At 47.5% G+C, this 14620-nt stretch carries 11 protein-coding genes and 1 pseudogene; 9 read left to right on the top strand and 3 right to left on the bottom strand.

Features of this window, described 5'->3' with window-relative positions; genetic code table 11:
• Positions 1-49: 49 nt before the first annotated feature.
• From K7I13_RS14540 to K7I13_RS14560, 5 genes are all read left to right on the top strand, one after another.
• Positions 50-481 (top strand): bacteriohemerythrin, encoded by a 432-nt coding sequence (locus tag K7I13_RS14540; protein ID WP_255946807.1) that lies wholly within the window; start codon positions 50-52, stop codon positions 479-481.
• A 161-nt stretch (positions 482-642) separates the two neighbouring features.
• Positions 643-1362, top strand: coding sequence for a hypothetical protein (locus K7I13_RS14545; protein WP_255946809.1), 720 nt, complete (start codon positions 643-645; stop codon positions 1360-1362).
• A 47-nt stretch (positions 1363-1409) separates the two neighbouring features.
• Positions 1410-4103, top strand: coding sequence for a bacterial Ig-like domain-containing protein (locus K7I13_RS14550; protein WP_255946811.1), 2694 nt, complete (start codon positions 1410-1412; stop codon positions 4101-4103).
• 56 nt (positions 4104-4159) lie between these two features.
• Positions 4160-5242: an OmpA family protein gene (locus K7I13_RS14555; protein WP_255946813.1), complete on the top strand. Its 1083-nt coding sequence runs from the start codon at positions 4160-4162 to the stop codon at positions 5240-5242.
• Positions 5243-5454: 212 nt separating this feature from the next.
• Positions 5455-7116 (top strand): leucine-rich repeat protein, encoded by a 1662-nt coding sequence (locus tag K7I13_RS14560; protein WP_255946815.1) that lies wholly within the window; start codon positions 5455-5457, stop codon positions 7114-7116.
• 394 nt (positions 7117-7510) lie between these two features.
• Here the strand turns inward: K7I13_RS14560 and efp are convergent.
• Positions 7511-8073 (bottom strand): annotated as a pseudogene (gene efp, locus K7I13_RS14565) (elongation factor P).
• Positions 8074-8201: 128 nt separating this feature from the next.
• Entirely contained in the window at positions 8202-9251 is a 1050-nt protein-coding gene (locus tag K7I13_RS14570; RefSeq protein WP_255946817.1) for an amino acid--tRNA ligase-related protein, read from the bottom strand.
• Between the two features lie 260 nt (positions 9252-9511).
• Here K7I13_RS14570 and K7I13_RS14575 point away from each other — a divergent pair, with 260 nt between their 5' ends.
• The 4 genes from K7I13_RS14575 (at position 9512) to K7I13_RS14590 (ending at position 13102) form a co-directional block, all read left to right on the top strand.
• A complete protein-coding gene (locus K7I13_RS14575; protein ID WP_255946819.1) occupies positions 9512-10021 on the top strand; it encodes an HdeD family acid-resistance protein in 510 nt (169 codons plus the stop codon).
• 260 nt (positions 10022-10281) lie between these two features.
• Positions 10282-11025, top strand: a complete 744-nt coding sequence (gene gpmA / locus K7I13_RS14580; protein ID WP_255946821.1) for a 2,3-diphosphoglycerate-dependent phosphoglycerate mutase — start codon at positions 10282-10284, stop codon at positions 11023-11025.
• Positions 11026-11235: 210 nt separating this feature from the next.
• Entirely contained in the window at positions 11236-12345 is a 1110-nt protein-coding gene (locus tag K7I13_RS14585) for a glycoside hydrolase family 53 protein (RefSeq protein ID WP_255946822.1), read from the top strand.
• 46 nt (positions 12346-12391) lie between these two features.
• The gene (locus tag K7I13_RS14590; protein WP_255946823.1) at positions 12392-13102 is read left to right on the top strand and encodes a tRNA 2-thiocytidine biosynthesis TtcA family protein; all 711 of its coding nucleotides are present in this window, start codon (positions 12392-12394) and stop codon (positions 13100-13102) included.
• A gap of 20 nt (positions 13103-13122) precedes the next feature.
• On the opposite strand, the gene K7I13_RS14595 is transcribed toward K7I13_RS14590, so the two are convergent.
• A complete protein-coding gene (locus tag K7I13_RS14595) occupies positions 13123-14547 on the bottom strand; it encodes a nicotinate phosphoribosyltransferase (protein ID WP_255949361.1) in 1425 nt (474 codons plus the stop codon).
• Positions 14548-14620 lie beyond the last annotated feature (73 nt).

Consider the following 14620-nt stretch of genomic DNA (forward strand, 5'->3'; position numbering starts at 1 on the left):
TAAACCGCAGAATATGTGATTTGAAAGTTACAAGGATGGGTAATTCTTTATGGAAGAAAAAACTATTATAGAGTGGGAAGACCGCTATACGGTATATATCCCAATGGTGGATGATCAGCATAAACATCTGGTAAGTATGACAAATGAACTCTATGAGGGCTGTCTTCTGGGCGGGGAGGCCGCGCACGCCTATTTTCAAAAGGCTATACACGAAGCTGTACAGTATGTGCAAAAACATTTTGCCACCGAAGAAAAGATACTAAAGACGGTCAATTATCCGGAATATTCGATCCATAAAAAGGAGCATGAGGATTTTATTCTGGAAGTTCTGCAGCAAGTCAAGAATTTCCAAGAAGGGAAAAAATTTGTTCCCAATAACTTTGTGCGGTTTTTACGGGAATGGGTATTGACTCATATTGCGGTATCGGATAAAAAGTATGCCGACTACCTTTTAAAGCTGAAAAAAGAAGGCAAAATTTAAGCGGGAGGAATTCCCGTTTTTTGTGACAGAATTTTCTGAAAAGCAGCTTCTCCTGAATTCTTAATCTGTAAAGAAGTATCAAAAATATGCAGACGAACTGTTTGCGTGAACCGTATAAATAATAATTTGCCGCATCTGAAATAAAGTTAAGAGGTTCTTATATGAAAAAATGGCTGTTTTTTTCTGTCCTGGTTTTTTTTGCAGGCACTGCTTCCGCGCTGAAACCGGAGGATTATGGTCTCCGCGCGGCCTTTGATCTGTCGGCAGGCTTGGGAGGAGCTGAAATTGAATCCCACAAAGCCGGTTTGGGCGGAAGTTTCAGTTTTTTTGCCATAATCGGTATAACGGATTTTTTTGCCCTCGAGGCGGAGTTTGCCGCGTCGTTCCATTCACTCAGATTTGCAACTGCCGGACGACAGTATTCCGATGGCAAGGTCACCGTATCATTTTTCGCGCTTCGCATACCTGTTCTTGCGCGGATACGTTTCCCCGCCGGCCCTGGCGTTATTTCAGTCTCCGGCGGTCTGGCACTCTCCATGCTTCCTTCAAAGCAGATATATACCGATGAATCACTTGAACGTTATTCTTCCAGATTTCTGGACCCCTTTTTTAATTGTGAAATCATACTTGGCGCCGACTATACCTATCCTCTGGGAATAGGAAAGCTGATTGCGGGCCTGAGGTTTTCCCTTAATCTGTTTGAACGGAACTACCGGTTTAATAACTATGATGTACATATCGGGCGAACACTTACTTTTTCTCCTCTTATAGGATATTCAATCTCCCTTCCGTTTTCACGCGCGGAGAAAAATGATTCTTTTTCAGGTACTCACTCAGATCAGAAAACGCTTCCGGAAGAAAACCCCGGAACGGATAACTAAAGCCGGAACCATCCTATGGTTCCGTAAAAAACGCCGGGAACGTAATAATGTGTAAAAGAAGAAAAAATTATAGTTTCTGTTTTTTTGTATTTATAATACTCCTGATAACCGGCTGTGATTTTTTTAATACCAGCGTTCTTGAGACACCCCCTGTTTTGGTTTCAATATCAATAATTAAAAATCCCGCGAAAATGGAATACTGTATTGGTGAGAGCCTTGATCTGACAGGACTTGAGGTTCGCGGGACCTATTCGAATGGTACAACAAAAAAGGAAATCCTTGGCTCCAGCGCGGTAAGCGGCTATAACAATACGCTCCTTGGCGCTCAGACTCTGACTGTTACCTTTAACGGCAAAACAGCTTTTTTTGAAATAAATGTTATAAAATCCCTTCTGATTAAACTCGAGGTTACGGCTCCTCCTTCGAAAACTGTTTATGCCCTAGGTGAAACTTTCGATATTACCGGACTTGTTGTGACCGGCCGGTATACAAACGGGCTGACACAGACCGAACCTATAACAGAATCCCATATCAGGGGTTTTGACAATGCGGCAATTGGACTTTATAACCTGACTATTATTTACAGCGGCGAAACCACCGGTTTCGGGATACAGGTAGTGGAGAAGGCGCTTGTGAGTATAGCGGTGAACGCATCCGGAGCGAAGACAGAATATGCGAAGGGGGAAGCGCTTGATCTGGGTGGGCTGGCAGTAACGGGCTGGTATACTGACGGGACGAGCGGGCCGCTGACGGTGGACAGTACGCATATAGGGAACTTTGACAGTAGTGTGGAGGGGACGAGACAGCTGACGGTGACGGTGAACGGGAAGAGCGGCGGTTACCAGATAAGGGTGGGGGCTGCGGCCCTGATGAGAATAGAGATAGCGAGTCCGGCGGTGAAGACGGTATACGCGAAGGGAGAACAGCTGAATCTTGATGGACTGGAGATACGCGGAATATATAGTGACGGGACTGAGAAAGCGGAAAGCGGATACAGTATAGAGGGCTTCAGCAGCAGTGAAACAGGGGACCGGATTCTGAGCGTGAAGTACGGAGGGAAGGAAACCTATTACGGGATACAGGTAGTGGAGAAGGCGCTTGTGAGTATAGCGGTGAACGCATCCGGAGCGAAGACAGAATATGCGAAGGGGGAAGCGCTTGATCTGGGTGGGCTGGCAGTAACGGGCTGGTATACTGACGGGACGAGCGGGCCGCTGACGGTGGACAGTACGCATATAGGGAACTTTGACAGTAGTGTGGAGGGGACGAGACAGCTGACGGTGACGGTGAACGGGAAGAGCGGCGGTTACCAGATAAGGGTGGGGGCTGCGGCCCTGATGAGAATAGAGATAACAAGTCCGGCGGTGAAGACGGTATACGCGAAGGGAGAACAGCTGAATCTTGATGGACTGGAGATACGCGGAATATATAGTGACGGGACTGAGAAAGCGGAAAGCGGATACAGTATAGAGGGCTTCAGCAGCAGTGAAACAGGGGACCGGATTCTGAGCGTGAAGTACGGAGGGAAGGAAACCTATTACGGGATACAGGTAGTGGAGAAGGCGCTTGTGAGTATAGCGGTGAACGCATCCGGAGCGAAGACAGAATATGCGAAGGGGGAAGCGCTTGATCTGGGTGGGCTGGCAGTAACGGGCTGGTATACTGACGGGACGAGCGGGCCGCTGACGGTGGACAGTACGCATATAGGGAACTTTGACAGTAGTGTGGAGGGGACGAGACAGCTGACGGTGACGGTGAACGGGAAGAGCGGCGGTTACCAGATAAGGGTGGGGGCTGCGGCCCTGATGAGAATAGAGATAACAAGTCCTCCCGGAAAAATAGTATATGGAATGGGCGAGACTTTTGATCTGACAGGACTTGAAATTACAGCTACTTATACTGACGGGACTTCAGTCCCTGTTACCATAACCGAGGCAAACATAAGCGGCTTCAGCAGTGATTCGGTCGGCAGTAAAACAGTTGATATTGTGTACGAGGAAAAGGCAACGCAGCTTACCGTATGGATTACGGAAAAAATCCTTTTATCAATAGAGATTGAAGAACTTCCTTTTATATTAAATTACGCCCTGGGTCAGGGTCTGGATCTGACAGGTATGATTATAAAAGGACGGTATTCTGACGAAAGTATAGTAACCGAAACTTTGTATACAGTTAGCGGATATGATCGTCTTTCAATGGGAACCCAGACAATAACAATAGGTGTAAACGGAAAGACCGCGCAGTTTTCAGTAACCGTCAGCGGAAAAGCGCTGGTGCGTATAGAATTAACAACATGGCCGCTGAAGACAGTATATGCGGTCAACGAGAATCTTGATTTGAGCGGAATGCTTGTTACCGGAGTATACACGGATACTACAACCGGTAGTATAACCGGCTATTCAGTAAGCGGATACTCCAGTACACTGCCGGGAACAAAAACGGTCAGAGTAGGATACGGAGGCAAGGAAGCTTCCTTTGTGGTAACTGTTTGTGCCTTGCAATCCATCACGATAACCGCAGTGCCGGACAAGACCGATTATTATGTAGGAGAGATACTGGATCTTTCCGGACTGCAGGTGCAGGGATTTTATCAGAACGGGGCTGTTAATATAACAAAAACCGAAACAATAACGGAATCAAATATAAGCGGATTTGACAGCGCCGCCGCCGGAGTAAAAAATGTGACGGTAACTGTTGGTGGGAAGGCCGCGGTATTTACAATAACTGTTCATATTATATAAAAGGGCGGGACAGACATAATGAAAAAATCGGCTGCTGCCGGATCGCTGTTTTTTTTATGTATACAATTTTTTTCCCGCTTGAATTTGAATCTCTTGGTGTCGGAATTTCATTTGATATACTGTCGGCTCTCGGAGGGAAAGAAATAGCTTCCCATGATACGACTTTCGGCTTCGGCACTGGAATATCCGGGACCATCGGTTTTACAAAACTTTTCGCCCTTCAGGCCGGACTTGCAGCTTCATACGCTTCAATCGGATTTGAAACAACCGACAGTGGTTTGTATTCAAGCGGTCCCGTCTCAATAACCTTTTTACAGCTGCGGATTCCCGTGACCGCAAAATTCCGTTATCCTCTGGGCCCGGGAATCCTCTCCGCGGGCGCCGGCTTTGATTTTTCCCTTTTTCCGGTAAACCAGGTTTTCAGGGATGATATACTCACGGATACCTCCAGATTTTTAAAACCGGCAATAAATATCGGTATAATTGCGGAGGCCGGATACGGGCTCCGTCTGGGCCCGGGAATGCTGACCGGCGGAGTTCGTTTTACTATTAGTCTTTTGGAATACACTTATCAGTACAACACAAATATCGTACATACGGGACGGATGCTGAGTATTTCTCCTCTTATAGCATACAGTTTTCCGTTACGATCCCATGAAAAGATAATCCCGCCGCAACATCCGTTTAATGAATCCGGTGAAATTTCCAGCGATGAAACCGGTGATATCATACATGATACGGAAATTGTCCAGCATACTGAAGGTTCCATAAACACGGGGCTCAGTTTTCAGCCTCTCCGGTACAGAATATATTTTGAGGCCCGCAGTGATGAACTGACAGAGACAGGGAAAGCTACCCTTGAGGAAATAGCGGAAATCCTTGCGGAACATCCCGGGGTGCGTCTCACTCTGACAGGCTATTCGGCGCCTTTTGATACTGCAGAAGACCGGCAGAAGATGGCCTGGTGGCGGGCCGAAACCTGCAGAAAATTTCTGGTGCAGGATTGTAAGATTGATACTGAGCGTCTGACAGTCCTCGCCGGAACCGCCACGGCAGACAGCGGAGGTACCCTATCGCATCGCAGAATGAGATATGTGGAAATACAATTTGAACTTCCTGACTCAACGCAAGCCGAGTAGGAAAATATAGCAGGATGAAATATCCGTATGCGCTTACCGCAAAAAAAACTTGCTAAATCGGAGAAATGCAGTACAATGCAAGAAACAGAAACCGGACCATGACGGTTCTTGTATTCCGGAAGACCTGCTGCCGGAATACAGGTTGTGCTTTCTGAAAAAATATGTAAGCCTCCGGTTTTTATGTAGTATATATCTGAAAGGAATAAAGTAATATGTCCATTAAAAAACTGAAGCTGCTGCTCGCGCTGCCTGTTGTTTTGTATGCAGGTTGTTCCATGGGGACAAGCCCCATACTGTCCCCCGTTCCGGTGGAAGAAATAATACTTGATGTTACCGGGCTGACCCTGCCGGAAGAATCATCCTATACACTTACGGCGGAAATCAAGCCCTATTACGCAACCGAAAAAAGTCTTGTATGGCAATCCTCGGATCAATCGGTAGTCAGGGTTGAAAACGGTACCGTGACAGCTGTCGCTCCCGGTAATACAGTAATTACCGTTTCTTCAAAAAACGGAAAAAAGAATGCGCAGTGCAATGTGCGTGTTATGAACCGGACCGCCGATTTTATTTTCAATACGGAGACAGGAACCATACTGGGATATACCGGCGGCAGCACCACCGTAATCATACCAAGTGTTTTTGCCGACATTACCGTGTCAGGTATCGGCAATAATGCCTTTGCAGGACTCACCGGTATCCGCAGCGTTGAAATCCCCGATGGTGTAATATCTATCGGGAATTCCGCTTTTTCCGGCTGTATCAGTCTCCGTGATGTTGTCATTCCTGACGGACTGACGGCAATCGGAAGCAGTGCGTTTTACCAGTGTACGAGCCTCAGGAACATAACGCTTCCTTCCGGGCTTGACTTTATCGGCGATGAGGTATTTTACCAGTGTACCAGTATCAGAACAATAAATTTTCCCTCCGGCATTACAAAGATCGGCGACGGTGCCTTTGAAGGCTGTACCGGTCTTACGGAGGCAGTGATATCCTCGGCAGTTACTTCGATAGGGGATTACGCCTTTTCAGGATGCACCAGCCTTTCACGCCTGGAACTTCCGCCCGATATTGTAAAAATAGGAATCAGTACTTTTTACGGCTGTACCGGACTGCGGACCGTCAGTCTCCCCAATAAAATAACCGCGATCGGGAACAGCGCGTTTTACGGCTGTACCAGTCTGTATTCGGTATCCTTTTCAACGGCGCTCCAGACAATAGGGAGTTACAGCTTTTCCGGCTGTACCAGCCTCAGCGCGGTGTCTCTGCCGGCGACAACAAAAACTATCGGTACAGGAATCTTTTCCGGTTGCACAGCTCTCGGAGAAATAACCCTCCCGGTCGATATAAGTATTATTCCCGAAGAGGCTTTTTCCGGCTGTACCAGCCTTTCCGGTGTAACGCTCCCTTCATCTCTCGATAAGATAAAACAGAGCGCCTTTTCCGGCTGCACCAGTCTGGACAGGATAGATATTCCTTCAGGCTTAACCGAAATCGGCGGGAGCGCCTTTTCCGGCTGTACAGCGCTTGACGAAATTCATATACCGGACAGCGTTACTCTGCTCGCTGGAAGTGTTTTTTCCGGCTGCACCAGTCTCGGAGATGTGTCTCTTCCTTCCGGTCTGACCGCGCTTGAAGACGGGTTTTTCAGCGACTGCTCCAGTCTGACGTCAGTCAGCCTTCCTGATATACAGACCATCGGTCAGAGCGCCTTTTCCGGCTGCATAAACCTGAATGCAATAACCCTGCCGGTCTCGCTCAAAACTATAGGCAGTAACTCTTTTTCGGGCTGCACCCAGCTTAAGGCCATAGCAATTCCCGACGGGGTCACCGGCATCGGGACCCGTGCCTTTTACCAGGTCCCCTTGCTGAAATAACTATCGGGTCCGGCAAGACTTATGCCGAGAGTCTGGGTGATTATGGCGATTGGTTTGCCGCTTATTACACTTCCGAGGCACAGCGCGCAGGAACCTACCTTTATTCTTCCGGATACTGGACCGGTCCGATCACCTAGAATGATATGTACAGGATTTCATATCTGCCGATCACTTGGACTATAGAATCAGAGAATAATGACTGTAACCGGTATTGATACTGTAATAACATAGTATATTATTATAGTATTGATTTTTCAGTCAGATAATTTGATATGTTTATCGGCAGGACAGGATAAGGTGCCGTTTTTGGGGATAACCGGAGACAGTGTTTTAAATACAGAAAAAAAGACTGATCAATGCCTGGTCATACCATTTGTACATACCTCGGAAATCCTCAGCTGTTAACGCGTTCCTGATATTCGTTTGTTTCGGTGTTAACGAGAATTCTTTCATCCTGTTTGATAAACAGGGGTACGCGCACTACTAGACCGGTGTCGGTCACTATGGGTTTGGTCGCTCCTGAAACGGTGTCGCCCCTCACATAGTTTTCGCTTTCCGCGACAGTAAAGATCATCTTCGTGGGGATCTTGACGTCGATGGGGTCGCCTTCCCATATGATTATTGCGTATTCATCGCCCTCGCGGAGATAGTTTTTTTGTCGCCGACGGTTTCGGAGGGGACCATGATCTGCTCGAAAGTTTCGGCGTCCATAAAAACAAAATTTTCGCCGTCATCATACTGATACTGTCCCTTATGCTCGCTGACTGTGGCGTCTTCAACCGTATCGGATGTTTTTATTGTCTGGGTCAGCACGGAACCGTCCCGGAGATTTTTCATTTTAACCCTGGCGAGCGCCGCGCCCTTTCCCGGATTATGAAATTCCCGCTCAACGACTAGATAGGGTGTCCCCTTATTCAATAACACAGTTCCCTTACTTATATCTCCGCCTCTGATCATCTTTTTCTCCCGAAATATTGCATGAATAATGTATACTCAAAAATTTTTATGAGTATACCTGTTTTCAGGCGTTTTGCCAAGATACAGCATCCTGTATCAGGGGAGAAACCGGCTCATACCGGTCGATTTTACAGATTTCCGGTCAGGGGAAAGGGCAGAACGCTGTCTATTGACGAACGTTCCGCCATAACCATAATGAGCCGGTCAAGACCGGCGGCTACGCCTGAACAGGGCGGCATGCGGGCGCAGATTTCACCGAAATTTCCGGGGACCGGGTGCGGGACCTTCGCGGTTTTCAGCTTTTCCCTGTTTTCTTCCGAAAAGAAAGCCTCAATCCGGGCTTCGTTCCGTTCTTCTGAATAGCAGTTTGCGATTTCAACTCCTCTTATATACAGCTCCCACCGTTCCTTTGTCCGCCATTTTTTTTCCGCCGGAGCAGTCCGGGAAAAGGCCGTTTCCCTTTCCTGCGCGAGACAGGGTACAAAAACAGGATAATCAGTGAGGAAAACAGGCGGTCCGGCGGAAAGCCCCGGTTCAACTGTCTGTACCAGGATGACTTCATACAGATCGTCAACTCCGTACGCAGCGAATTTTTCCCTGTCCCCGCAGCCGAGCCGTTCCGCGTGGGCAGCCAGTTTTCTCCCGGCTTCATCTTCCGGGTACTCCGCACATTCCGCGAGTGAAAAGCCCGCATATTTTTCAAAGGCTTCATTTACACTCAGGCTTTCATAGGGCGGTTTAAGATGTCCGGGAACCGTATCCGGGGAAAATACCCGTTCAAGAATATGGGAAATAAGGTCTTCGGTTATGCGGATGGAATCAAGGTAGTCCGCATCCATTGTGTAGTATTCAAGCATGGTAAACTCGGGACTGTGAATGCGTCCCGCTGATTCAACATTCCGGTAGCACTTTGAAATCTGAAACATTGAGGTTTTATGATCGGCAACCAGCTGTTTGATATATATTTCAGGCGAGGGGACAAGAAACAGCGGAACCGTGTCCTGCTCTGTTTTCAGAGAAGGCCGGATATAGTCAGTCTCAAAAACCTCCAGGCAGGCTTCCGGGATAAGGACCGGACTCAGGGCAGGTGTGTCAACTTCGAGATAGTTTTTTTTCCTGAAAAAAGACCTGACCGCCTCCGTAACGCCGGCGCGGAAGTGAAGCATTTCTATATCCATACCTGAACTATAGCACAAAGACTGTTTTTAATAAACGGTATGGAAATCCGTATGATTCCCGGTTCCTGATTTATCCGCGAATTTCCCGAAAAAAATATATGGAAGATTTTGTTTTTCCGTCGTATTTCAGTATATTTATTCATGGAATAGGATGTACTTATTATTGCAGGCGGCTTTACCGCAATGAAAAAAGTGTACGAACTGCTGTAATTAATATCTGTAATTGATATTAAAAATATTATGTCAAAAGGAGCTGCTTTATGGGTGATTCAGAATCTAAACGGAAATTCGGCTGGGGGAGTTTCATTGTAGGAATCCTCTACATTATTGTTGCTCTCATAGCTTTCCGGAATCCGCTTGCCGATATGCTGGCAATAACAATGATTTTCGGAATTATGGCTATTGTGAGCGGAATTGTATTGATAATCAACAGGAACGGTACCATATACCGGATTGTCCTCGGCGTCATTAATATAATTTTCGGTATTATCTTTCTTTTTAATCTCGGGCTAACGGCTTCGGTTCTGCCCTATGTGTTTGCCGTCTGGTTCATTGCCTACGCGATAGCGAACCTGTTTAATCTGAAGTATGTCAGAATGATGGGAAAGGGTTATTTCTGGTTGAGTCTTATTATAAATATCCTGTGTATTATAGTGGGAATCATGCTGCTCTTTAATCCCATTTCCTCCGCTCTGACTATTGCGTTCCTGGCAGGATTTTATTTTCTTGCAACAGGTATCGAGGCGATTGTTTACGCCTTTACAGGCTGACCGCTCCGCCGCTGAAAAAGCTGCCTCCTGTCCGTGCTTCCGTTTTCATTACCCTGTACTGAAGCGGATGCCTGCGGGCAGGCCTGTACGCAGGTGTCACGGGTCCGTTTTTTTTACAAATGGCTGTACAACAGCGATCATGTTGTATATGCTGAAGCAGTTTATAAAAATCATTCTGAACATTTTCGGGGCAGACTGTCCGGCTGTTCCGTTTACACATATCCTTTATTAAGGATGCATTATATTTTAAGGAGGAAAAAATGAAACTGGTATTAATCAGGCACGGCGAAAGCGAATGGAATAAACTCAATCTGTTCACCGGGTGGACGGATGTTGACCTTTCGGAAAAGGGCAGAAAAGAAGCGGCTGACGCGGGCGATTTGCTCAAGGCGGAAGGTTTTGATTTTGATATGTGCTATACATCCTATCTGAAAAGGGCCATTCATACCCTGAATATTGTACTCGACAAAATGGACAGGGAATGGCTGCCTGTAGTAAAAGACTGGCGGCTGAACGAACGTCATTACGGCGCCCTGCAGGGGTTAAACAAAAGTGAAACCGCTGAAAAATACGGAGAAGAACAGGTTCTGGTCTGGCGGCGTTCCTATGATATTCTTCCCCCCGCGCTTGAGGAGAGCGACCCGCGGAACCCGGCTAAAGAAGCCATGTTCCGGAATGTCGGCAAAAAAGAACTCCCGCTCACGGAAAGTCTCAAAACTACTGTTGACCGGGTTATTCCCTATTTTAAGGACACTATATACAGGGACCTGAAGGCTGAAAAAAGGGTTGTTATTGCCGCCCATGGAAATTCCCTCCGTGCCCTGGTTATGTATCTTGACCACCTTACGCCCGATGAAATCATGAAAGTCAATATACCGACCGGCGTCCCCCTTATATATGAACTCGACGCCGATTTAAAGGTCCTTGACAAACATTACCTCGGAGACCAGTCGGCAATCGACGCGAAGATGAACGCCGTCGCAGACCAGGGCAAGGCAAAATAAAATACCCCGCCGCAGAGCAGTCAGCTCGAAGAGCTGCAGACCTTCGGTCTGGGGTACTAAACCCTCGCCTTGAATAAATTTCTCTATCAGGTTTACATGAACAGGTGTTAACATGCAGGTTAACACTTGTTCATATACTGGTTAACAACTGTTCATTTTTATATTAACGGCCGTTAACCGGTATAAAGTAAAATTGTAAGGATTGATCTGATGAACCGACATTGGCTTTTTCTTGCTGTATTCATTATTCCCGTCGTATCCTGTACAACTTCTCCGCGTTCAGAAACAGGTATACCTCTTCCTGAGATGCGGGGAGCCGACATTTCATTTTATGACCAGCTTGAGTCGATGGGTACTGTTTTTCTTGATAACGGTACTGAGCGGGATCTTCTTGATATCTTGTGGGACAGAAATGTAAACTGGATCCGACTCAGGCTCTGGAAGGATCCTTCCGGCCATGACAGCTGGTGCAGTCTTGAAAGAACGCTGGAGATGGCCCGCCGGGTCAAAGAAGCCGGCTTTTATTTTTTACTGGATATTCATTATTCCGACTGGTGGGCTGATCCCGGACACCAGACAAAACCGGCTGACTGGATAGATCTGTCTTATGAAGAACTTATCCTGGCTGTGTATGATTATACCTCAGATGTTCTCCGCGCCTTTGTTGACGCCGGCTGCGTTCCTGATATGGTCCAGATAGGGAATGAGATTACCAACGGCATGCTCTGGCCGGACGGTGCCGTAGATTATGCCGGTCCGAATCCCTTTGAAAAACTCATGCCCCTTGTGAGTTCGGGAATTCAGGCCGCCCGTGAAACTGTTCCCGGTATTTTGATTATGCTCCATCTTGATTCCGGCGGAAATAATGCGGTAAGCCGGTCCTGGTTTGACGCCGCTGTTTCCTATGACTTGTATTTTGATACGATAGGTCTGTCCTATTATCCGTTCTGGCATGGCAGGGACCTTGCTGTGCTGGAAGCGAATCTCACTGATCTTGCGGTCAGATACAATAAGGATATCTGCATAGTCGAGACCTCCTACCCCTGGACCCTGGACTGGAACGACAATGAGAGGAACACAGTCGGTTCTCCAGCTCAGCTTGTTTCAGGATATCCGGCAACTCCTGAAGGGCAGAAAAAGTATCTTGCCGCCCTCATGGAAATTATGGATTCATTGCCGGGCAAACACGGGGCCGGAATTTTCTGGTGGGAACCGGATTTTGTTGCTGTCCCCGGATTTCCCTCAAGCCAGGAAAACCTCACCTGGTTTGATTTTAATCTGGAATATAACGGCTGCGCCGATGTTTTTCTCGGAAACTAGCTTCCGGTAAATATACGCGATCTTCTGTTTTTGATAGAATGCCGGTATGTCAAACCCGAAGCTGTTCCGCGTGATTGATTACGCAGTCCGCGAATATAATCTTATTGAGGAAAATGATTCAATTCTGATCGGGGCCTCCGGCGGGAAGGATTCCACCGCGCTCGCCGAATACTTCTCATACAGGCTCGGCCGCAGGGAGAAAAGCGCGGTCAGGATTGAGGCCCTTCACGTGGAGAGCGGAATAGGTTCTCCGCTTAACCCTGAAATTGCGGGATATTTCAGACGCTGGAATATACCCCTTCACACGGTTTCCATTTCTGTTACCGGCAGACTCAAGGCCGGTAAATCCATGAACTGCTGGTGGTGTTCGACCCAGCGGCGTACGGAACTGAATGAGTTTGCCATGCGTGAGGGGTTCAATAAAATAGCTCTTGGTCATCACATGGATGACATTCTCGAAACACTTTTGATGAACGCTCTTTTTAAGGGTGAGCTTTCAACCATGCCTCCGCGTCTGAGTTATGAAAAATATCCGGTTACCATAATCCGCCCGCTGTGTTATGCGGACATTCCCATGATTGTCAGACATGCTGAAGCCCGGGGATATATTACCTCAACCTGCACCTGCACATATCAGGATAATTCAGGGCGGAAGGACGCCAGATCGCGGCTCGAAGCGCTTACCGGCGGGTGTTATGATATGAAACGGAAACTTTTTGAATCCCTGAAAAATATCAAGCCCGGGTATCTGCCGTAACTGACAGAACCCGGACGCCCTTACTGTCCGTACTGCTTGAGGAACCCGAATTTCATGTCCCGAAGCCTGGCTGTAAGAGATACCTTATAAAGGTGCGGGTTCAGAAACCTCTTGTAGGAATAGTCCAGCTGGTCAAGTCCGCTGCGCAGGGCAGTGCGGATTTCGTCGAGACTCTGTTCCCTGGCAAAACGTTTGCCTCCGGACATTTTTTTTGACAAAAGCGGTTCCGCTTTTGCCGCTGAAAAAGAGAAGGTCTGATAATCATTTGACGGATGATAATAACGGTTTGTTTCTCCTGCGGTAATTGTTTCTTCATCAAGCGCAAGAACATCCGCCTTTATCGTGCCGTCATCGTTGAAGAGCCTCCATACCTGTTTAACGCCGGGGTTTGTTGTTTTTTCAGGATTGTCTGAAAGTTTCATCGCGGGCGCAAGCTTCCCGTCAGTTCCGGTGTGGGCCGACAGTTTATACACTCCGGTGAAGGATGATTCACTGCCTCCGGTGACTAGGTGTGTTCCGACGCCCCAGGAATCTATGGGAGCCTTATTGAAAATCAGCGACTGGATAATCTCTTCCGTGAGCTCATTCGAGACCGTAATGGCTGCGTCAGGAAGCCCAGCCTTGTCGAGCTTTTCCCTTACCTTTGTACTCAGATACTGGATATCACCCGAGTCCAGCCGGATGCCGAAGTTATATCCCTTTTCGGCAAGCTTGCGGCCGGAGGCAATCGCGGCATGGATTCCGGATTCAAGGGTATTATATGTATCTATAAGAAAGACGGATTTTCCGGGATACATGGAAGCATAGGCGTCAAAGGCTTCTTCCTCGGTCGGAAAGGACATTACCCAGGAATGGGCCATTGTCCCCATGACAGGAATGTTATATTTTTTTCCGGCCAGTGTATTACTGGTCCCCGCAACTCCCCCGATAAAGGCCGCCCTGCTTGCACTCATGGCTCCGTTATAGCCCTGCGCGCGGCGCAGGCCGAATTCCATGATTGATCCCTTATTTGAAGCCAGCCATATACGAGCTGTTTTTGTAGCTATCAGACTCTGGAAGTTAACCGTGTTCAGTACAAGGCCCTCAATTATCGCGCATTCGATAACCGGTGCATGAACGCGAATGAGCGGTTCGTTCGGAAAAATGACGGTCCCCTCATTCATTGCATACAGTTCGCCTGAAAAACGGAAGTTTTTCAGGTAGTCCAGAAAACCTTTTTCAAACATGCCTGTTGAATCAAGATATGCAAGATCATCCTCTGAAAAACTGAACTGTTCTATTATATCTATCAATGGTTCCAGTCCGGCGAAAACGGAAAAGCCCCCGTTAAAAGGCTGTCGGCGGAAGAACATGTCGAAAACCGAAGGAGAATTTTTCTGTTGTTTCCAGAAACCCTGGGCCATAGTCAGTTCGTAAAAGTCGCTAAACAGTGCACTGTCCATTATCTCGGATAACCTCCCGGACTCTAATAAATTCTTTCTCAAAACTAACCGAGTTTTGAGAAAAGCGCAACCTCTC

It is taken from the genome of Brucepastera parasyntrophica, assembly GCF_022376835.1.
Lineage (GTDB): Bacteria > Spirochaetota > Spirochaetia > Treponematales > Treponemataceae > Brucepastera > Brucepastera parasyntrophica.